The sequence below is a fragment of the Nannocystis pusilla genome (genome assembly GCF_020073745.1).
Lineage (GTDB): Bacteria > Myxococcota_A > Polyangia > Nannocystales > Nannocystaceae > Nannocystis > Nannocystis radixulma.
In genome coordinates this window covers 78,421-99,168 of sequence record NZ_JAIRAU010000044.1, presented here as the reverse complement: position 1 = coordinate 99,168, position 20,748 = coordinate 78,421, and the positions used below count along the sequence as shown (strand labels likewise).

17 protein-coding genes are annotated in these 20,748 nt (G+C 71.6%); 8 read left to right on the top strand and 9 right to left on the bottom strand.

What is annotated here, in order from left to right:
- Positions 1-8 precede the first annotated feature (8 nt).
- From K7C98_RS31795 to K7C98_RS31780, 4 genes are all read left to right on the top strand, one after another.
- The gene (locus K7C98_RS31795; RefSeq protein WP_224195575.1) at positions 9-1,769 is read left to right on the top strand and encodes a response regulator; all 1,761 of its coding nucleotides are present in this window, start codon (positions 9-11) and stop codon (positions 1,767-1,769) included.
- 223 nt (positions 1,770-1,992) lie between these two features.
- Positions 1,993-2,604, top strand: a complete 612-nt coding sequence (locus K7C98_RS31790) for a response regulator (RefSeq protein WP_224195574.1) — start codon at positions 1,993-1,995, stop codon at positions 2,602-2,604.
- Between the two features lie 21 nt (positions 2,605-2,625).
- On the top strand, positions 2,626-4,101 hold the full coding sequence (locus K7C98_RS31785) for a PAS domain-containing protein (protein ID WP_224195573.1): 1,476 nt from the start codon (positions 2,626-2,628) through the stop codon (positions 4,099-4,101).
- A gap of 250 nt (positions 4,102-4,351) precedes the next feature.
- Positions 4,352-5,500, top strand: a complete 1,149-nt coding sequence (locus tag K7C98_RS31780) for a hypothetical protein (protein ID WP_224195572.1) — start codon at positions 4,352-4,354, stop codon at positions 5,498-5,500.
- 52 nt (positions 5,501-5,552) lie between these two features.
- On the opposite strand, the gene K7C98_RS31775 is transcribed toward K7C98_RS31780, so the two are convergent.
- Positions 5,553-6,572: a hypothetical protein gene (locus tag K7C98_RS31775; RefSeq protein ID WP_224195571.1), complete on the bottom strand. Its 1,020-nt coding sequence runs from the start codon at positions 6,570-6,572 to the stop codon at positions 5,553-5,555.
- Positions 6,573-7,048: 476 nt separating this feature from the next.
- Between K7C98_RS31775 and K7C98_RS31770 the strand changes: the two genes are divergently transcribed.
- On the top strand, positions 7,049-8,293 hold the full coding sequence (locus tag K7C98_RS31770) for a sigma-70 family RNA polymerase sigma factor (RefSeq protein ID WP_224195570.1): 1,245 nt from the start codon (positions 7,049-7,051) through the stop codon (positions 8,291-8,293).
- A 1,124-nt stretch (positions 8,294-9,417) separates the two neighbouring features.
- Here the strand turns inward: K7C98_RS31770 and K7C98_RS31765 are convergent.
- The 4 genes from K7C98_RS31765 to K7C98_RS31750 all read right to left on the bottom strand — a co-directional run bounded on the left by K7C98_RS31765 (position 9,418) and on the right by K7C98_RS31750 (position 12,112).
- On the bottom strand, positions 9,418-9,672 hold the full coding sequence (locus tag K7C98_RS31765; RefSeq protein WP_224195569.1) for a hypothetical protein: 255 nt from the start codon (positions 9,670-9,672) through the stop codon (positions 9,418-9,420).
- A 32-nt stretch (positions 9,673-9,704) separates the two neighbouring features.
- Positions 9,705-9,977 carry a hypothetical protein gene (locus K7C98_RS31760; protein ID WP_224195568.1) on the bottom strand — a complete coding sequence of 91 codons (273 nt, stop codon included), beginning with the start codon at positions 9,975-9,977 and terminating at the stop codon, positions 9,705-9,707.
- 322 nt (positions 9,978-10,299) lie between these two features.
- Complete coding sequence (locus tag K7C98_RS31755) at positions 10,300-11,004, bottom strand: hypothetical protein (RefSeq protein WP_224195567.1); 705 nt, start codon at positions 11,002-11,004, stop codon at positions 10,300-10,302.
- A gap of 331 nt (positions 11,005-11,335) precedes the next feature.
- Positions 11,336-12,112, bottom strand: a complete 777-nt coding sequence (locus K7C98_RS31750; protein ID WP_224195566.1) for an alpha/beta hydrolase — start codon at positions 12,110-12,112, stop codon at positions 11,336-11,338.
- A 568-nt stretch (positions 12,113-12,680) separates the two neighbouring features.
- On the opposite strand from K7C98_RS31750, the gene kaiC reads away from it, so the two are divergent.
- From kaiC to K7C98_RS31735, 3 genes are all read left to right on the top strand, one after another.
- Positions 12,681-14,396 (top strand): circadian clock protein KaiC, encoded by a 1,716-nt coding sequence (gene kaiC / locus K7C98_RS31745; RefSeq protein ID WP_224195565.1) that lies wholly within the window; start codon positions 12,681-12,683, stop codon positions 14,394-14,396.
- Positions 14,393-14,710 carry a circadian clock KaiB family protein gene (locus tag K7C98_RS31740; protein WP_224195564.1) on the top strand — a complete coding sequence of 106 codons (318 nt, stop codon included), beginning with the start codon at positions 14,393-14,395 and terminating at the stop codon, positions 14,708-14,710. The genes kaiC and K7C98_RS31740 overlap by 4 nt, the downstream gene beginning before the upstream one ends.
- An 82-nt stretch (positions 14,711-14,792) precedes the next feature.
- Positions 14,793-16,826 (top strand): PAS domain-containing hybrid sensor histidine kinase/response regulator, encoded by a 2,034-nt coding sequence (locus K7C98_RS31735; protein ID WP_224195563.1) that lies wholly within the window; start codon positions 14,793-14,795, stop codon positions 16,824-16,826.
- A 118-nt stretch (positions 16,827-16,944) separates the two neighbouring features.
- Here K7C98_RS31735 and K7C98_RS31730 read toward each other — a convergent pair whose 3' ends face one another.
- The 4 genes from K7C98_RS31730 to K7C98_RS31715 all read right to left on the bottom strand — a co-directional run bounded on the left by K7C98_RS31730 (position 16,945) and on the right by K7C98_RS31715 (position 20,728).
- Positions 16,945-17,940 (bottom strand): sensor histidine kinase, encoded by a 996-nt coding sequence (locus K7C98_RS31730; RefSeq protein ID WP_224195562.1) that lies wholly within the window; start codon positions 17,938-17,940, stop codon positions 16,945-16,947.
- 676 nt (positions 17,941-18,616) lie between these two features.
- Complete coding sequence (locus tag K7C98_RS31725; RefSeq protein WP_224195561.1) at positions 18,617-18,814, bottom strand: helix-turn-helix domain-containing protein; 198 nt, start codon at positions 18,812-18,814, stop codon at positions 18,617-18,619.
- A 661-nt stretch (positions 18,815-19,475) separates the two neighbouring features.
- Positions 19,476-19,955: a hypothetical protein gene (locus K7C98_RS31720; protein ID WP_224195560.1), complete on the bottom strand. Its 480-nt coding sequence runs from the start codon at positions 19,953-19,955 to the stop codon at positions 19,476-19,478.
- Positions 19,956-20,194: 239 nt separating this feature from the next.
- Complete coding sequence (locus K7C98_RS31715; RefSeq protein ID WP_224195559.1) at positions 20,195-20,728, bottom strand: hypothetical protein; 534 nt, start codon at positions 20,726-20,728, stop codon at positions 20,195-20,197.
- Positions 20,729-20,748: the final 20 nt, after the last annotated feature.

Genomic DNA, 20,748 nt, shown 5'->3' with positions numbered 1-20,748 from the left:
GTGTCGTCATGACCGCGCGCGAACGAGTCAACATCCTCCTCGTCGACGACCAGGCCGCCCGCCTGCTCAGCTACGAGGCCATCCTCGCGCCGCTCGAGCAGAACCTGGTGCGCGCCTCCTCCGGCGTCGAGGCGCTGCAGAAGCTGCTCAAGGAGGAGTACGCCGTCATCCTCCTCGACGTCAGCATGCCCGAGATGGACGGCTTCGAGACGGCCGCGCTGATCCACCAGCACCCGCGCTTCGAGCGGACCCCGATCATCTTCGTCACCGGCCACAACGTGACGGACATGGACGCGCTGCGCGGCTACGAGGTCGGCGCGGTCGACTACGTCTACGTCCCGATCGTCCCCGAGATCCTGCGCGGCAAGGTCTCGGTGCTGGTCGAGCTGCACCTCAAGCGCCAGGAGCTGCAGCGGGCCAACCGCTCGCTCGAGCAGGCCAACGCCCAGCTCGCGCTGGCCAACACCACCCTGCAGGCCGAGAAGACCCGCGAGCTCGAGCAGCTCAACGCCGTGCTCGAGCGGGCCAACGCCGGGCTCGCCGAGGCCAACCGCACGCTGAACGCCGAGGTCGCCGAGCGCCAGCGCGCCGAGGAGGCGCTGCGCCGCAGCCACGAGCGCCTGCGCGAGGCCGACCGGCAGAAGGACGAGTTCCTGGCGATGCTCGCCCACGAGCTGCGCAACCCGCTGGCGCCGATCCACAGCGCCGTCGAATTGATGGCGCTCAAGGAGATCGCGGACCCCGAGGTCCGCTGGTGCCGCGACGTCATCGAGCGCCAGACCGAGCAGCTGCACCGCCTCGTCGACGACCTCCTCGACGTGTCGCGCATCACCCAGGGCAAGATCAAGCTGCAGAGCGCCCCGCTCGAGGTCTCGGCCGTGATCAGCCGCGCGCTCGAGACGACCCGCCCGCTGATCGAGGCGCGCCGCCACGAGCTCGCCGTCACCGTGCCCGAGGCGCCGATCTGGATCGAGGGCGACCGCACGCGCCTGACCCAGGTGGTCGGCAACCTGCTCAACAACGCCGCCAAGTACACCCCGGAGGGCGGGCAGATCCGCCTCACGGTCGAGCTCGCCGGCGTCGACGCCGACGCCCGGGTGCTGATCCGCGTGTCCGACTCCGGCACCGGGATCTCGAACGAGATGCTGCCGAAGGTGTTCGAGCTGTTCACGCAGGTCGACCGCACCGTGCATCAGGCCCAGGGCGGCCTGGGGATCGGCCTCGCCCTCGTGCGCCGGCTGGTCGAGCTCCACGGCGGCTCGGTCGCCGCCCACAGCGACGGCCCCGGCAGCGGCAGCGAGTTCGTGGTTCGCCTGCCGCTGCTGCGCCAGGAGACCGCCCCAGCGAGCCCAGCGGCCAGCGACGCCGCGGCGCCCGGTCCGACGGCCCGACGCGTGCTCGTGGTCGACGACAACGTCGACGCCGCGCTCAGCCTGGCGGGCCTCCTCAAGGTGTCGGGCAACATCGTCGAGACCGCCTACGACGGCCAGCAGGGCATCGACGCCGCCGACCGTTTCCGCCCCGAAGTCGTGTTCCTCGACCTCGGGATGCCGAAGATCGACGGCTTCGGCGCGGCCTCGTGGATCCGCTCGCAGCCGTGGGCCGAGGACGTGCTGCTGGTCGCGGTCACCGGCTGGGGCCAGGAGGATGTTCGCACCCGGACCCAGGAGTCCGGCTTCGACGCTCACCTCGTCAAACCGGTCAACTTCGCCAAGCTGTCGCGCGTGCTGGCCCAGGGCCGCGGCGCCGGCCGCAACCGCGTCGGCTGACGCCGGCGATAGGTTCGGGCGCGGGCGGCGGGCGCCCGCCCGGCGCCCGCCGGTCTTGATCTGGCCTGAGGGACAGGTGCAGACACCTGCTCTGAAAGCCAGCCCCGGACGGCTGCCCGTCGCGCCCGCGAGTCCGCGCCTGCCCAAGCGTTATTCGCGCATTCGGCGACCGTGTTTTATCGACTATTGAGGGATTTCCCTGGCCGAGTTACCAATCAGGCACATGGCCTCACCGCCTCGCCCGCCCCGGGATGACGATCCGCGCTCGGAGCCGTGGGTCTCCATCGACGAAGTCGCGGCGCACCTGGGCGTCCGCAAGGATTCGATCTACCGCTGGATCGAGCGGCGCGGGCTGCCGGCGCAGAAGATCGGCAAGCTGTGGAAGTTGAAGCTGTCGGAGGTCGACCGGTGGATGTTGGCGGAGGGCCAGCGGCGCTCCGAGACGCCGGCGCCGCAGAACCCGGCGACGCTGGCGCCCCGCGACTTCGTGCTGGTGGTCGACGACGACGAGATGGTGCGTGAGTCGCTGCGCGACTTCCTGGTCGACGAGGGCTACGGAGTGCTGGCCGCGGCCGACGGCGTCGAGGCGTTCGAGCTGCTCGCGGCCCCGGCCACCCCGCTGCCGGCCGTCATCGTCCTCGACCTCAAGATGCCGCGCATGGGCGGCCGGGAGTTCCGCGAGGCCCAGGCCAAGATCCCGCGCCTGGCGCCGATCCCCGTGCTGCTGGTGACCGCCGAGCGGCGCGTCGACACCGGCAGCCCGGCCGTGCTGCGCAAGCCCATCGACCTCGGCGCCCTGCGCGATGCCATCCGCAAGTTGCTGGACCGGCGATGATGCACCATGGGTGCTGATGCCATGAACCGTACCGCTGCCCCTGCGCGAACCTCGACGGCGGCGCGCCCGGTCGTGCTGGTCGTCGACGACCAGCCCGAGAACCTGCGCGCGCTCGAGGCGATGCTGCGCCGCGACGACTGGGAGCTCGTGCTCGCCCGCTCCGCCCGCGAGGCGCAGGAGCAGCTGCTCCGGCGCGACGTCGCCGTCGCCCTGCTCGACGTGCAGATGCCGGAGATGGACGGCTACGAGCTGGCCGAGCACGTCCGCGGCGAAGAGCGTACGCGGCACCTGCCGATCATCTTCGTCGCCGGCAATTCGCGCGAGCCGCAGCGGGTGTTCTCCGGCTACGAGACCGGCCCGGTCGACTTCCTGTACCGCCCGATCGACGCCCACGTGGTGCGCAGCAAGGTCGACGCGTACGTGTGCGTGGCCCGTCGGCGCCACGCCCAGCAGAGCCGCGAGGAGCGCTTCCGCGACCTGCTGCAGACCGCCAGCCAGGCGGTGTGGCGGCTGTCTCCCGCCGACGCGCGCGTGCTCGAGGACTCGCCGAGCTGGCGCGCGCTGACCGGCATGAGCGTCGAGCAATGGCGCGAGCACGGCCCGCTCGCGGGCGTCCACCCCGACGACCGCGAGCGGGTGCTGCAGGCCTGGCAGGCCGGTCTGCGCAGCCGCGCGCCGTGGGACATCGAATACCGGGTGCACCGCCCCGACGGCCGCTACACCTGGACCCTGGCCCGCGCCGAGCCGGTCCGCGACGAGCGCGGCGGGCTGCTCGAGTGGATCGGCGCCAACATCGACATCCACGCGCGCAAGGAGGCCGACGCGTTCCGCGACATGGTCCTCGGGATCCTCGGCCACGACCTGCGCAACCCGCTCAACGCGATGATGGTGTCGGCCCAGCTGGCCCTCATGCGCGCGCGCGAGGAGCCGGTCCGCACGCCGCTCGAGCGCGTGCTCACCAGCGGCGAGCGCATGGGTCGCCACATCGAGCAGCTGCTCGACCTGACCCTGGCGCGCCTCGGCGGCGGCATCGCGGTCCACCCGGTGGCCGCCGACCTGCGCGAGGTCGTCGAACAGGCGCTCGAGGAGGTCACCGTCGGCAAGCAGCGGATCCGCCTCGACGCCGTCGGCGAGCTCAAGGGCGCGTGGGACGTCGACCGCCTGCTGCAGGTGATCCTCACGCTCGTGCACAACGCGGTCGATCACGGCACGCCCGGGACGCCGATCGTGATCCGCCTCGACGGCGAGGCGCCCGAGTCCGTCGCGCTGACGGTCCACAACCTCGGGCCGGTGGTGCCCGAGAGCGTCCGCAACGCCGTGTTCGAGCCGGCCCGCCGCACCGACCCCACCCGCCGCCACGGCGCCCGCGGGCTCGGGCTCGGGCTCTACATCAGCAAACAGGTCGTGCTGGCCCACGGCGGCACGATCGCGTTCGAGTCGAGCGAGGCCGGCGGCAACCTGCTGCGCGTGCGCCTGCCGCGGTACTCCGCGACCTAGCGTCGCGGGCGGGGGGGAGCGCATGTCTCCCAGAGCATGTCCCCCGGAACATGTCCGAAAAGCCCGTTTCGCGGCTCTCGAGCGACCGATCGAGGCCGCCGGGCCGCGGGGACGGCTCGCTCCGCGGCCGCGAACTCACGCCCCGCTCGACGCCGACATCGACGGCAGGGCCCTGACACGCGCGTCATGGCCGGCGGAGAAACTGGCTCCCAGAGGCCGTCGTGGCCCGGAGATGGCCGTGGCATCACCCATGCATTCGGCGCCGGGCATGACCCGCAGCGCGTCGACCACTCGCCTCCTCCTCACCCTCGCGCCGCTCCTCGGCCTCGCTCCTGCTTGTGACAAGAGCGAGCCCGAGCCGGCCGGCACCGACACCGTCGCCGACGCCAAGGGGGACTCCGAAGGCGACGCCGATCCCGCGAGCCCGACGTCGACCTCGACCTCGACCACGACCACCGAGGGCGACGACTCCGAGGGCGACGACCCCGCGGAGGACCCGGGCACCAGCAGCACCACCGATCCCGATCCCCTCCCCGACGACGAATGCGGGGGCTTCCTCGTCGACATGACCTCCGACGAGATCCTCGCCGCCTGGACCGCCTCGCAGTCGTACAGCCGGTCGGAGCAGCTCGCGTGGTGCGAGGGCGAGAACTCCATGCCCTGTACCACCGAGGGGGGCGAGGCCGGCACGTCGCTCTGCGTGGTCTCGTGGGGCCAGGAGGAGTGGACGACTTGCGCGGTCGAGCACGCCTGCACCCCCGACGACGTGTTCGACCAGGGCGAGTGCGGGGGCACCCACTGCGCCATCCTCGAGGGCGTCCTGACGGTCGAGGAGTGGTGGAGCGAAGACCCGTGCTGCGGCACCGACGACCCGTGCTGCTGGACGCCGCTGGTCGTCAGCTTCGACGGCGAGCCGATCCGCTTCGAGGCCGCCGGAGCCGCCGCGTTCGACATCAGCGGCCAGGGCGCGTGCCTCAGCACCGACTGGCCGACCCAGCCGTGGCTGGCCATCGACCGCGACGGCGACGGGATCATCGGCAGCGGCCGCGAGCTGTTCGGCAGCGGCACGATCATGACCACCGGCGTCCGCGCCAGCCACGGCTTCGAGGCGCTCGGCGAGTTCGACGTCGACCGCGACGGCAAGATCACCGCCGCCGACCCGATCTTCCACGAGCTGGTGCTCTGGTCGGACCACGACAGCGACCGCCGCGGCGCGCTCGGCGAGCTGGTGCCCGTCGCCCAGGCGGAGCTCATCGCCATCGACCTCGGGTTCGGCCGGCGCCACGACTGCGACGAGCGCGGCAACTGCGGGGTCGAGCGCTCGGCCTTCGAGTTCCGCGACGAGCTCGGCGCGGTCCGCAGCGGCGAGATCGTCGACGTCCACCTGCCGTGTCAGTGAGCCGTCCAGCGCCCGGGCCCCCGCACCTCGCCGGGGCCCGGGTCGCCGGCCTTCACAGGACGAGCTGCCGCCAGTCCTGCCCGGGCCTCGGGCACAGCTCGAAGGTCGTCGCCTCCCACGAGAACGCGTGCAGGCGGCAGCCCAGACCGACGATCGCCAGCAGCGGCGCGAACGGATCGTCGAGCTCGGCGTAGCGGCGACCGACGATCCCGGGGCGGAGATTCACCGTGTGCGACCCGTGGCGCGAGCGATCGTGGTCCCGCACGCGGACCTCGAGTTCGCAGGCGCGGCGCCACGCCAGCGCGCCGACGGTCAGCGTCTCGAGCTCGCTCCACTGCGAGCAATGGCCCCCCGGCACGCCGAGGCGCTCGTGGTGCTCCGCGCCGCCGAGGTCGTGGAGCACCCTGGTGGCCGTCAGCGTCGCCATGCGCTGCCGCGAGGTCTCGCTCCGCGGCCGCCACAACCGCCACACCGCCGCGCGCTGCGGCGACTCACCGCGCTGCGCGGCCAGCCGGGCCAGCGCGTGCGTGGGCTGGCCCAGCGCGTCGAACGCCCGGACCGCCCGCGCGCCGAGCTCCTCGCAGCGGCGCATCAGCGGCAGCGCCGCGGCGAACCGCACCGCGTCCTCGATCGAGCCCGGGTGCGGCAGGCCGTACGCTCGCGGCGCGCCGGGGTTGGCGTCGACGGCGATCTGCGGCGCCTCGCGGCGCGCGAGCGCGTGCAGCCGCTCGCGCTCGACCCGCGGGTGGCCGCGGACATGAAACCGGCGCTCGATGCCGTCGCCGAGGCGCTCCCACGCCAGCGCCAGCGCCTCGGTCTGACGGACCGCGATGACCGCAGGCGCCGCGTCCCTGTCCTCCCCCGCGAACGCGCGCCAGACCTCGCCCGCGCGTCTGCAATGCAGATCGGCGACGCGCTGGTACGCGCTCGCCAGTCGCTCCGGCGCGTCGAGGCGCGCGCGCAGCGGGTGCACCGGCCAGCGACCGACCTGCATGGCCTGCTGCAGCTGCGTCGAGGACAGCGCGACGACCTCGCCGAGCAGGTCCGCCGCGCCCGGCAGGTCGTCGATCATGCGCCGGATATATCACCCGCGGCCCGCGCTCCGCGAACCGATCGAGCTCGAGGCCACCGGGCACGCGTGGAGCTGCCGGCGAACGAGCCCGCCACCGCCGCGGCCCTCGTGAGCGCGCGCGGACTCCTGTCCGGCGCGCGCGGATGATTCGTCGCGCTCGCGGTACCGATATCGACTGTGATCATTACGAATGCAGCGAGCTCGACCGGAACGCGGCGTCGAGCCGCGGCTGCACTTTGATCATTCGCCCCATTTCTCTCGGGCTCTCGCCGATACACGCCCCGGTTTTAGCCCTATTTCCGGGTGCCAAAAAACAGGCCTTCAGTCGGTCAGAGTCGGTCAAAGTCGAAGAAAAACAGCGTGAAAGCCGCAGTTAACGTTGTTCTTTATGCTTTCTTGATGAAATCGCCGCCTCTCCTTACGTCCTCTTTATCCGAAGATTGCGAATGTATTGGTGGTCACAGAGGGGTCCGGCAATGCTCAATCGAATCACCAACTCCAACACCGGGAATGATGGCACCTACACCTCGATGGGTGGAGCCACGACCGCGCAATACTTTCGCGAGCTCGCCGACGTGACGGTGATGGCGAAGGACGAGGAGATGGCGGCGGCCACGCGCCTGGTCGAGCTGCGCAAGGCGCTGTGGACCGCGCTCCTCAACTACCCGCCGTTCATCCCGGCGATCTGCCAGCTGCTCAACGAGCGCCTGTCGGCCGAGGCGTGCCCCCCGGCCGTCGTCGCCGAGGTCGAGAAGACCGCGCGGGCGCTGCGAGACCGCGTGCTCAAGGTCCACGAGGAGGCGTTCGCGGCCGCCCGCGCCGCGCTGATCGAGAAGCTGGTGTTCGCCGACGTCGACAGCGTGGCGTCCGACGCGATCCTGGCCGACCTCACCGGCCTCGAGGGCGACCGCGCGACCACCACCAACCTCAAGGTCAAGCCGCCCTACCGCGACAGCGCCCCGTTCTTCCGCTACGTGGCCGCCGCCCGTCGCGCCCACAACGCCCTGATGCTGGCCAAGAACGAGTTCGTGCGCTCCAACCTGCGGCTCGTGGTCGCCATCGCCCGCCGCTTCGGGCGCAGCCAGATCCCGATGCAGGACCTGATCCAGGACGGCAACATCGGCCTGATGAAGGCGGTCGACCGCTTCGACCCGTCCCGCGGCTGCCGCTTCGCCACCTACGCCGCCTGGTGGATCCGCTACGCCATCACCCGCGCCATCGTCGACACCGACCGCAGCGTCCGCCTGCCGCTGCACATGATCGACGCCTGCAAGAAGGTGAACCGGGCCCGCCGCGAGTACGAGGTGATGTACGGCCGCGCCCCCACCGAGGAGGAGCTGTCGTCGGCCACCGGCATCAGCCTCGAGCGGATCCAGCGCATGAGCTGGTCGCTGATCGACCAGCCGCTGAGCCTGTCGCTGCCGGCCACCCGCGACGGCGACAGCTGCCTCGCCGACACCCTCGTCGACATGACCAACGTGGCGCCCTCCGACCTGCTCGACTCCGAGCTGCTGCAGTCGCAGCTGCTCGAGGTGTTCCAGAAGCTCTCGCCGATCGAGGCCGACATCCTGCGCAAGCGCGTCGGCATGGACGGCGAGCCCGAGCTCACGCTCAAGGAGATCGGCGCCACCTACTCGCTGTCGCGCGAGCGCATCCGCCAGCTGCAGGAGCAGGCCCTCCGCAAGCTCCGGACCGAGTTCTCGCGCCGCCAGCTGATGTAGACCACCACGACACCCCTCGACCAGCCGGTCGACCTTCGCGTCGATCGGCTGGTTTTTTGCTTCCGCGCCGACGAGGGCCGCCTGTCGCTCGGGACAGGTCGGCGCGCCTGCCCACACTTGCTGCCGCAGCATGCGCGACGAGCCGCGCGGCGATCGCTGTGTCTTCGCCAGGCGGGGTCCCGGCGATCGTCGTGTCTGCGCCAGGCGGGGCCGCGGCGATCGTCGTGGGGCGGACGGGAGGCGGCGCAGCGGGTCCCGTAGCGACGCCGGACCTGCCATGCCTTGTCCGCAGTGAACCCCCTTGGGACGCCCCAAACCCCGGCCCCTCCGTTTCCTGGCCTGGACCGCGTTTCAAGGGGGTGAAGTTGCGCCCGCCCATGCCCTTCTCAGCCCGATCCTGCTTGGCAACTGCTCCTGGTGGCAACGGTCTGGCAACGCAAGCCGCGCCGCGCGACTCGGTCGATACCACCCTGGCCACCCCCGCGCGAGTTGCTCGACAGCGGTGGCGACGACGGCTGTCCGTCGACCTTCTCGACATGATCGGCGGGGGCGCGGCGCGAAACGGCGGTTGCTGCACGGCCGCGCCGCCGAGGCCGCGATCCGCCACGCGCTCGACCTCGCGGCGACGCCGGCGCGCGCCCGTGAGGCTGCGGCCCTCGCCGCCGTCGCGCTGCACGACGCTCAAGCCGACGGCGCCCGACGGCCGCCCCGTTGCGGGCGCTGGTCACTGCGCTCGCCGCCCCTCGCCTCGCGCTCGAGATCGCAAACCCCAACGCCCCGCGCTCGGCAGTCTTCGCCGCCAGCGAGCAGGTGATCGCCGTCCTCGGTAGCGACCGGACGGCAGCCGTCGTCTCCGTCGGCGACGACGGCCTCGCCGCCCGCGACCCGCGGACCGGCGCCATCACCCGTCACCTCGGCCCCGGCCGCGCCACTCCCCCCTCGCCGCCGCGCGCTGATTCGCGCTACACCAGGCATGCTCCGACACCTCTCCTTCGTGCTCGACACGATCTCCGCTTGGCACGGAAAGCCGCGCAGCACGGCGCCGTCCCGCAGCGTACGATTCTGCACCCCGAGGGCACGTCGGCGCGCCGGCTCACGGCGGGCGTACCAAGGAAGCGCCGCGCTCAGTATTCCTCCTCGATGGTGTAGTCGACGACCCAATCGTGACCCTCGGCGTCCGTGAAGCGGAGCTCGACCTTTTCGTCGGTAATCTCGACCAGGCTACCGACGAGCTCGGGGCGGCTGGGGCTCTCGACGATCGTGAACGATCCGCGCTCGAGGGGCAGTGCCGACGGGCAGGGGTGAATGCACGGGCCGCAAGCCGAGGTGCCGACGGCCATGCCGGCGAGCAGCGCCGCGACACCGAGCGCGCCGACCATCACCCGGGCGTATGCGGGGGGTAGCGCCGCCATCACTGCACCCCCTCGAGAACGAGGCGGACCTGGGGCTCGGCGTCGGAGGGGATCAGCTCGAGGGCAGCGTCCTTCCCGGACCCAGCGGCGGACCCCTCGTCCGGCCAGAAGGCCTGTTCAGCGGCGTGCTCGGCATCGCCGTGGATACCGGCGAGCCGGAGGACCAGGACAGTGTCCGAAACGCAGGAGCAAGCGTGGGCGACCGGCGTGGTCGATGTGAGGCCGAGGCCCACGCCGAAACAGACGCAAACAGTGAGCACCGCAGAACGCATGCGGTCGAGCTTGCGCCAAGCAGCCCGTGCGCGCAAGACTGCCTGGCCTGGAGCTGCGCCAGACGAGCTGGGCCCCGTAAATCGCTGTCAGCCGGCGAGCATGCGCCAGGGCTCGCCGCGGACGCACGCCCGACCGTATGGGCGCGCCCGCTGACGGCCGATTGCTCTCGGCGACACCTGGGCGTGACGCGGATTCAGGGCTCCGGCCCGATCCGCAGCTGCTCGAGCGCCGCTACGAGGCCGGGCTCGACTCGGCTGAGGACGAAAAGCCGGCGATCGGACGGCGTCACACGCCCGCCCGCCCCGCAACGGCTAAACGACGTTATCTCGGCTCGATCGGCACCTCGAGTGCCCTATCTCGAACGTCGAGGAAGACCCACATGCCGGAGGCCAGCGAGCGCGAGAGGTCGGAGGTCGAGTAGAACACGGCTTGCGAGATGCATCGCAGGTAACGCTGCATGCGGCCAATCAGGCGCGCACCGACAACTCGCTGGGCTCGCTCGACGTCGAGGAAGAGCTCGGGGTTGTGGTCCGAGGCGAGCTCGAGGATGTCCTCCCAGCGTGCCCGTGGGCTGCTGTCGGGGTCCATCGGCTTGCCCGACGCCCCGTCGAGCAGGAAGTACCTCTCACCGCATGCGAAGGCATCAAGACACTCGAGGAGCTTCCTCAGTAGGAGATCGTTCTTCACGAAGTCCAGGTCCTCGCGCGTCATCATACTCATGCGGGCGTCGGGGCTTTCCAACCCGAAGAGCGCCGTCTCCACGCTCAGGAGTTCGTGGCCGTACTTCTTCATCGTGCTGAAGTCGGCGAAGGACCCGTTCTGATGGTGGAGGAGGATGTGCACCCCGACCTTCAAGTACCGCTCTAGGCCGAGCGAGAGCAGGAAGAAGGTTGGTGCGTCGACCCGCAGGACAGTGCGCCCGTCGGCGATGCGCTTCAGGGCAACGTGAAGGCAAGAGACCGCGTGTTCGAGCTCGTCGAGGATGGAGAAGCGGCGGTTCACGTCGGAGAAGACGACGGTTGACATGGCAGCGTGGAGGTTAGCGCCGGACCCCGCATTCGCCGACAACGATGCCGAGGAGCGGGAAGAAGTGACCCTACTGCTGGGACTTGCTCCGCTCCACAGCGATTACCGTGACAGCTTTCGCGGCCTCCAAGATGAACGAGGCGTTCGCGAACGGTTCTCGATGGAGGAAGGCCACCTCTTTGCCTTCAGCGTCAACCAGGCGCGGGTTGTCGTCACACGTGTTGTGGACCCGGCAGAGCTGCCACAACGTGGCGAAGTTCAGGTTCAGGTTAAGCCCGCCCTCTCATTCATGCGCTCGCGCCGGCGAGGAATTCTGGCGTTGCGGGACGAGTCACGCGGCCGTACATGTCGTCGCGGCCATGCGCTCGGAGAACAGCCACTCGAGCGCCTCGGGGGCGCGCTTGCGCCAGTGCAGCTCGCTGTGCGCGCCGTACGGGTCGGGGCGCCACATCAATTCGTCGTCGCCGTAGCCGGCGGCCACCAGCTGCCCGACGAGGCGGGCCGCGTCGGCCAGCATGTCGCCCTCGTGGGCGCCGGCGTCGACGTAGATCCGCGAGGTCGACGGGCGCGGGAGCTCGGCGATCCGGTCGTAGATCCGGCGCTCCGCGAACCACAACGAGGGCGACATGCACAGCGCCGCGCCGAACACGTCCGGGCGGCGGAAGTGGGCGTAGAGCGCGGCCAGGCCGCCCATCGACGAGCCGCCGATCGCCGTCCCGGCGACGTCGGTGCGGACCGCGAACTCGCGCTGGATCCGCGGCGCCAGCTCCTCCACCACCCAGTCGATCAGGTGGTCCGCCTCGCCGCGACAGTCGTCGCACGCGAACGGCGACAGCTCGTGGATCCGGTCGACCCCGCCGTGGTCGATGCCGACGATCACCGGCGCCGGCTTGCCCTCCGCGTACAGGTCGTGGGCGGCGTGGTGCAGGTACCAGCCCCCGGCCATCGAGGGGTCATCGTGGAAGATGTTCTGCCCGTCGAAGATGTACAGCGTCGGCAGCGGGCTCTTGTCGGGCCGCTCCGTCGGGAGATACACGCGGACGTGGCGCTCGCCGGCGAACTTCGGCAGCGTGAACGGGCCGAGCTTGTAGATGACGTGTGTGGCCATGCGTCTCCTCGGAGTGCATAGCTCGCCGCCGCGGACGAGCACGCCATGCGGCGCTCCGCCTCGCGCACGGGCCCGGTGACGCTCGCACGCGTCGGGTGAGCGCGTGTGGTGGCGATCGCGCGGTACGACCAAGAGTCGTCGCGCTGCTGCCGATCGCGGCCGCGGCGGATGGTGCTCGCGCCGGGCTGCAGCGCGCCGCAAGTGACGAGCCGGCGCGCGCGGCAGGTCGTGGTGGTCGTCGCGCGAGTCACCACTGCCGCGTCGCGTCGCCGCCGCGGAGTAGCGTCGACGTCGCCGTGCGAGTGACCCTGCGCGGCGCCGTCACCGAACCGACGTGCGTGAGCGTTCGCCGTCGAGACGCAAGCTTCGATCGCGCCGACCGGCGGCCAGACACCGACAGCGCCTGAACCCGCCCTCTGCGCGCCGCATTTTACGGCGCTGCGGCCGACGCGAGGGCCTGCAGCGAGCTCTGTCGTGGAGACTTCGCTGTTGCCGCACCCATGTTCCCCGACATAAACTGCGACGGTGCGGGCGGGCGCGCTCGGCCCGCGGACGGAACGTACTTTTCATGATCGGCATCACCGCCAGCGAACGACCGAGCATCCCCAAGGCCCCCACGGGGATCCACGGTTTGGACGACATCACCGGCGGCGGCCTGCCGCGCGGCCGGCCGACGCTGGTGTGCGGCAGCGCGGGCTGCGGGAAGACGCTGATGGCGATGGAGTTCCTGGTCCGCGGCGCCACCGACTACGACGAGCCCGGGGTGTTCTTCGCCTTCGAGGAGACCGCCGACGACCTGGCGGCCAACGTGCGCTCGCTGGGCTTCGACCTCGAGGACCTGGCCGCGCGCGACAAGCTGGTGGTCGAGCACATCCGCGTCGAGCGCAGCGAGATCGAGGAGGCCGGCGAGTTCGACCTCGAGGGCCTGTTTATCCGCCTCGGCCTGGCGATCGACACCGTCGGCGCCAAGCGCGTCGTGCTCGACACGCTCGAGACGCTGTTCGGCGGGTTCGACAACGAGGCGGTGCTGCGCTCGGAGCTGCGGCGGTTGTTCCGCTGGCTCAAGGATCGGGGCGTCACCGCCGTGATCACGGCCGAGCGCGGCGACGGCACCCTCACCCGCCAGGGCCTGGAAGAGTACGTCTCCGACTGCGTGATCCTCCTCGATCACCGGATGTTCGATCAGGTGTCCACCCGGCGCCTGCGGATCGTCAAGTACCGCGGCACCATGCACGGGACCAACGAGTACCCGTTCCTCATCGACAACGACGGCTTCTCGGTGCTCCCGCTGACCTCGCTCAGGCTCGACCACGAGGCCTCGAACGAGCGCGTCTCCACCGGCATCGAGCGGTTGGACGCCATGCTCGGCGGCGGCGTGTACCGCGGCACCAGCGTGCTGCTCTCGGGAACCGCCGGCACCGGCAAGTCGAGCGTCGCCGCCTACATGGCCGCGGCCGCCTGCGAGCGCGGCGAGCGGTGCCTCTATTACTCGTTCGAGGAGTCGCCGTCGCAGGTCCTGCGCAACATGCGGTCGATCGGCCTCGACCTCGCGCCCTGGCTCGAGAACGGCCTGCTGACGTTCGTCTCGACCCGCCCCACCTTCCACGGGCTCGAGATGCACCTGGCGACGATGTACAAGCACATCCGCGATCTCGACCCCCGCCTGGTCGTGGTCGACCCGATCAGCAACTTCGTCTCGGTCGGCACCGCCAACGAGGCCCACGCCATGCTGCTGCGCCTGGTCGACTTCCTCAAGAGCCGCCAGACCACCGCGGTGTTCGTCAGCCTGATCAGCGGCGCCGCCGCGACCGAGGCGACCGAGCAGAACATCTCCTCGCTCATCGACACCTGGGTGCTGCTCCGCGACATCGAGCTCGGCGGCGAGCGCAACCGCGGGCTCCACGTGCTCAAGTCGCGCGGCACGGCCCACTCGAACCAGGTCCGCGAGTTCGTGCTGTCGAGCCGCGGCATCGAGCTGCGCGACGTCTACGTCGGCCCCGAGGGAGTGCTCACCGGCTCGATGCGGCTGGCGCAGGAGGCCAAGGAGCGCGAGGCGGCCGAGAACCGCCGGCTGGCGATCGCGCGCAAGCGGCGGGAGATCGACCGCAAGCGCCGGGCGCTCGAGGCCCAGATCGCGGCGCTGCGCGCCGAGGCGGAGATCGAGGAGAGCGAGCTCGAGCTGCTGCTCGGCGCCGAGGAGGCGGTCGAGCGCAGGCTGCAGTCAGACCGCGTCGGCATGGCGCGCAGCCGGCGGGCCGACGCGGAAGAGGAGGAGACGGCATGAACAGCGAGCACGAGGCGAGCGCCGGCGACCCCGACGTCTGGCAGCTGCGGCTGTACGTCGCCGGGCAGACACCGAAGTCGCTCCAGGCCCTGGCGAACCTGCAGCGGATCTGCGAGGAGCACCTGCACGGCCGCTACACGATCGAGGTCATCGACCTCCACAAGCACCCGAGGCTGGCCAAGCAGGACGAGATCGTCGCCATCCCGACGCTCGTCCGCAAGCTGCCCGACCCGATCCGGCGCGTGATCGGCGACCTCTCGAACGTGCAGAAGGCGCTGGTCGGACTGCAGCTGGTGCCGGCCCACACACCATGAGCGCCCGCCCCACCGCCGTCCTCGCCGGGCCCGAACGAGCCTGTCTCTTCGACCATGTGACGAACGCGAGGGAGGCCGCGCCGTGAGCGACGACCTCCAGCGCGAGCTCGCGGAGCTGCGCTTCCGCCTCGCCGAGGCCCAGGAGACGATCCGGGCGATCACCGGCGGCGAGGTCGACGCGCTCGTCATCAGCGACGTCGAGCCGCCGCGGGTGTTCACGCTCGACGCCGCCGACAAGCCGTACCGCCTGCTCGTCGAGCAGATGCACCATGGGGCCGCCGCGGTCAACGTCGACGGGGTCGTGCTCGCCTGCAACACCCAGTTCACGCGCCTGCTCCGCTGCGGCGAGGAGGCCGTGCTCGGGCGCCCGCTGCAGGAGCACGTCGACCCGCCCGGCCTGCCGGTGTTCGAGGCGCTGCTGCGCGACGGCCTGGCCGCCTCGGCCGAGAGCGAGGTGATGCTGCGCCACGGCGACGGCGAGCGCGTCCCCGTGGTCCTCGGCGTCCGCGCCCTGCGCGAGGGCATCGCCGGCGTGTGCCTGTTCGTCGTCGACCTCACCGAGCAGAAGCGACGCGAGCGCGTCCTCGCCGACGCCGCCACCGCCCGCGCGATCCTCGAGCAGGTCGCGGACGCCGTGGTCGTGTGCGACAATGGCGGCACCGTGCTGCGCGCCAGCCGGGCCGCGCACGACCTCGCCGGCAAGAACCCGCTGTTCCAGCGCTTCGACCAGGTGTTCGCCCTGACGCCGCTCGCGGCCGACGACGTCGGCGCGCGCGTCGACCTCGGCCCGGCGTGGCGCGGCGAGACGCTGCGCGGCCTGACTGTCCGCTTCCACCGCCCGTCCGGCGGGCGCGCCGAGCTGCTGCTCGGGGCGGGCCCGCTGGTGGTCGCCGGCGGCGAGCGGCTCGGCGTGGTGATCACGCTGACCGACATCACCCCGCTGCGCGAGGCCCAGGACGAGCTGCGCCGGCGCGCGAGCGAGCTGCAGGAGGCCGACCGCCGCAAGGACGAGTTTTTGGCCATGCTCGCGCACGAGCTGCGCAACCCGCTGTCGCCGATCCAGTCGTCGCTCGAGATCATGAACCTGCAGGCGCTCGACGACCCGCTGACCGGTCAGTGCCGCGACGTCATCGAGCGCCAGGTCCAACAATTGACGCGGCTCGTCGACGACCTGCTCGAGGTCTCGCGGATCAACACCGGCAAGATCCAGCTGCAGATGGAGCGCATCGACCTCGCGACGGTGGTGCTGCGCGGCATCGAGACCAGCCGGCCCGTGGTCGACAGCAAGGGCCACCGGCTCGAGTTCGCCTGCCCGCCCGACCCGGTGTGGGTGCGCGCCGACCCGACCCGGATCGCCCAGGTCGTCGGCAACCTCGTCAACAACGCCGCCAAGTACACCGAGCCCGGCGGCGAGATCGTCGTGCGGCTCGAGCGCGAGGACGGCGACGCCGTGATCCGCGTGCGCGACAGCGGCATCGGCATCCCCGAGGAGATGCTGGCCGAGGTGTTCGACCTGTTCACGCAGGTCAACCGCTCGCTCGACCGCTCGCAGGGCGGCCTCGGCATCGGCCTCGCGCTGGTCAAGCGGCTGGTGGGGATCCACGGCGGCCAGGTCGAGGCCCACAGCGACGGCCCCGGGCTCGGCAGCGAGTTCGTGGTCCGGCTCCCGCTGCACGACGGCGAGCGCGTCGGCGCCGAGGCGCCGCCGACCGAGAAGCCGAGTGTCGCCGGCCCGAGCCTGCGCGTGCTCGTCATCGACGACAACCGCGACGCCGCCGAGCTGCTGGCGGCCCTCCTCGGCATGCTCGGCCACACCGTCCAGACCGCCGCCGACGGCCCGTCGGGCATCGAGGCGGCGCTGGCGTTCGTGCCGCAGATCGTGCTGTGCGACATCGGCCTGCCGCTGCTCGACGGCTACGGCGTGGTCGCCCAGCTGCGCGGCCGCCCCGAGTTCGCGGCCACCCGCTTCATCGCCCTCACCGGCTACGGCCGCGCCGAGGACCGCCAGCGCTCGCTCGCCAGCGGCTTCCACGCCCACCTGATCAAGCCGGTCGGCCTGGCCAAGCTCAAGGCGCTGCTGCGCCCGCCGGGCGCGGACCCCAGCGACATGTCCTGAAGGGCATGTCCCTGGACGACCCATCACGGAACATGTCCCCGAGGACATGTGTCACGAATGCGCGGGCGAGCGGCGAGACGTCCCCGGGGACATGTGCCACGAATACGCGCGCCCCGGCTCACCCGACGGCGTCGGCGAGCGGCAGGCTGAGCGCGAGCGTCGTGCCGCGGCTGGAGGAGGAGGCCTCGTGCCAGATCCGCCCGCCGTGGGCCTCGACCACGCTGCGGGCCACGAACATCTCGGTGGTCGTGCGGCGGCGCGCGAGCGACGGTCCGCCGAGGTCGGCGGCGACGTCGCTGACGCGGAGGACCACCTGCGCCTGGGCCACCGAGCCGCGCAGGGTCACGAGGCGGCTGGCGCCGGCGGCCCGCAGCGCCGCCTGCACCACGGTGCCGAGCGCCCGGACCAGGCGCTCGTGCTCGCCGAGCACCGTCGCGCCGGCGAGCTCCAGCGACTGCTCGATGCGCACGCCGCGGGCGGACGCGGCCGGCTGCTGCTGGGCCACCACGTCGGCGACGAGCTCGGCGACCGCGAGCGGCCGCCGCTCGAGCAGCTCCGGGGTCCCGCGCAGGTCGGCGACCTCGTGCAGCCCGCGGGTGACCTCCTGCAGCCGCAGCGTCGCGCTCTGCAGCATCTCCCGCACCATCTGCTGCTCCGGCGAGCCCTCGCCGAGCCCGGCCAGGTAATCGCGGCACAGGCTGATGTTCATCAGCGGGTTGCTGATGTCGTGCGCGACCATCTCGAGCAGCTGGGCCTCGCGCTCGCGGGCGAACGCCGCCACGCTGGCCGCGTATTGCTCGTCGATCTGCTCGTGCAGCGCGACCACGGCCGCCCCGGCGAGCTCGTCCTGCTCGACCCGCGACGACAGCGCCCGGCGCAGCGCCGCGAACTCCCGCGCCAGCATCTCGGGGGCCGCGTCCTCGCGGGCCCGCCCGGCCCCGTGCCCCACGCCCGCCGGGCAGGCCGCGGACTCCTCCGGCGCGACCAGCAGGTCGGCGAGCTCGTCCACCAGCAGCTCGGCGCCGTCGAACAGCTCGACGAATTGCGGCACGAGCTCGCGCAGGAGCTGGGCGAGGTGCGCCCGGGACGAAGGAGAAGGCCGCTGGTCGGGCATCACCAGCCGCGCAATATGGCACAGACGGCGGCGGCGCGTGAAGCTCCGCGCCGCCGAACCGCGCGCCGCCGGCCCGGGAGGCGCGGCGAGGCGGTCATCGCCGGATGACTCGTTCGCGCCGCCACCAGCACACGCGCCCGCGTCCGTGTCGGCACCCGACGCCGCGCAGGTCGGCGGCCCGACTCGACCCTACACGAACTCCGTGGGATGCCCCGGGAATCTCCCGGGCGCGGCACGTGACGCATCGGACAGGTCGAGCCGCGCGCGGCGACAGGGCAGCCTGACCATCGGGACAGGTGATGCCCGAGCCCCCGCCGCGACCGGACGAGCGCCCGCCTCCTCCGACGGCCTGGCCCTTGGGACATCCTCAGCTCGGGGCCGTGACGGATCGACGTCATGTCTCGCAGGACAGGTTCGAGGCTCGTGCCGGCCGAATGGCGCTCGACCGGCGGATGACCTTCAAGCCATGTCCATGTATTGCTGCGCCCCGAGGTCACGCGGCTCGCCGACCGCGACCAAGGGCGCGCTCGCGAGCATCGCCGCCCCGGCGCTGCGCGGAGCTGCGCCTTCACACCCGACAAATGGTTCGCGCCGGTCGGCGACATCCTCGTCGCCGCCGGCGCCTGGAAATGTGAGCACCATCTCGTGCTCCCCCGCAGTCGATACGTGTCCGGGTTCAGGGCAGCGTCGTCGGGGGCGCCGTCCTCCGCGGCCATTCGATGCGGAGCTTGATGATCCGGCGCTTCATGGCGTGGCGGGTGATGCCGAGGAGCTGGGCGGCGCCGACGATGTTGCCGGCCCGGTTGAGCGCCTCGTTGCAGAGGCGGCGCTCGGCGGCTTCGAGGTTGAAATCGTCAAGAATGAACTGAGACATGCGTACCTTCTACGGCACGACCTTGTTCCAGCGCGGATCAAGACCGGTTGAATAACCGCAGAAACGGCGTGCACGCCCGCGCATCGCCACCTGGCGCTCGAGTCAGCCGCGGCCGAGAAAAATCGCCGGCCCCACGCGAGCCGGCGGAGCCGCGGGGAGCCTGCTTGATGCCGCGGACGACGCTCGCGTCTCACCGCGGGCGCTTCCGCGCGCACCTCCGGTTCCCCGAACAAACGCCGTCAAGCGAGGCGCCGCCCGGGAATTGTTCCGCAGATGCGGGTCATGTTGAGGAATCAGCGCCCCGACTGGGCCGAGGATAACTTCCATGCTCTGCGCATTCATTCGTCGATTCACCGTGGCTTGCCCCCTCGTGCTCGCGCTCGTCGCCTGCGACGACGACGCCCTGTCCGTCGCGCGAGGACGACTATGATCATACCGGGATGATCTGCCGCGGCCAGGCGTTCCGCGGCGTCGAGGCCACCCCGCTCGACTCGATGCTCCTCCAGGCCCCCCCTGCCTGCAGGAGATGCCGCGCTGCGCCAGCACGCTGACTCCGCCCAGGCCCTCGACCTCGACCTTCGGCGTCAAGGTCGAGGGCGGGGTCCTGTGATTCTCGCGCGGACGAATCGCGCCCCCCGCAATCGCGCGATGCGCCGCCCGGCTACGGCGCGACCAGCACCGATTCACGCCAGCGATCGTAGCGCACGACGCGGACCGCGAGTCGCTGGCCCGGCCCGGTCGCCGGGGCGGCGTCGTCGGGGAGGAATGCGAGCACTCCCCCGAGGTCGACCTCCCACCCGCGCAGCAGCCGTCGCGTCACCGTCGCTGCCAGCATTTCGGCCCCCGCCTGCGCCGCGACCACGCGCTCCCACGCCCTCCGCTTGCGCGCCATGCTCGCCGACGCGGCCAGGGTGCCCAGCTCGTCGGTGGCGAACAGCAGGAGCTCGAGCGTCGCGCCGACCGCGAGCGCCGGCTCGAGCCGCTCGTCGAGCGGCACCATGAACCTCCGGCCGTCGGCGATCTCGCAGACCACATCGAGGCCACCGGCCGCGACCACCGTGGCGCTCACGACGTCACCCGCGCGCGGCGGCGCGTCGGGCGAGGGTTCGGCGAACAGCGCGGCGAAGGCGTCGGTGCTCATGCGTGCGTCGACGATCCGCGCTCCCCCGCGCGGCCGTCAAGCAGCATCAGTCCATCGCCGCGAGCTCACGCTCGAGCTGCGCCGCGAGCTCGTCGCGCGGCCGCTCGGCCTGGCGCACGCCCGGGCCCTGCGAGCGCGCGGCGACTCGCCGGTGCGGTGATGCGAGTGCGTCGGCGTCGGCGTCGTCATCGGCCGCTCCGGTGGACGTCGCCGCGAACGGCGCGCGAACTCGCCGTGAATCAGCGCCGCTCGCCGAGCGAGGCGACGATCAGCGCCGCCGATCGCTCGGGCGTGTGCACTTCGGTGTCGATGCGCAGCGACGGCGGCGGCAGCGGCGGAAACGCGAAGCCGCCTGCGCGCTCGATCGAGCGGTACAAGGCGACATCGGTGAGCTTGCCGAAACGATGCCGACTGGGCTGGTCGAGCCGCTGGGCGATGGCTTCGGGCGAACACAGCAGTTCGACGAACACCACCTCGCCGCCGTGGCCGCGCACCGTTCCGGTCAAGCTCTCGATCAGGGCCGGATCGACGGTGGCCTCGGGATGGAAGGTGAAGACGAACGAGCGCCCGGCCGCGGCGGCTTCGGCGAACGCCGCGCTCCAGATCGCCGCGCGCAGACGACGGAAGCCCGGGCTGCCGAATTCGAACAAGGCCAGCGCTGCGTCCACCGCCAGGTGGTTGTGGAACAGCGGGATGCCGAGCGCCTGGGCCACCTGCATGCCGATGGTGTGCTTGCCGGAGGCGGCCGGGCCATGAATGAAGATGACGTACATAGGGGCGGGGGGGGACGGCG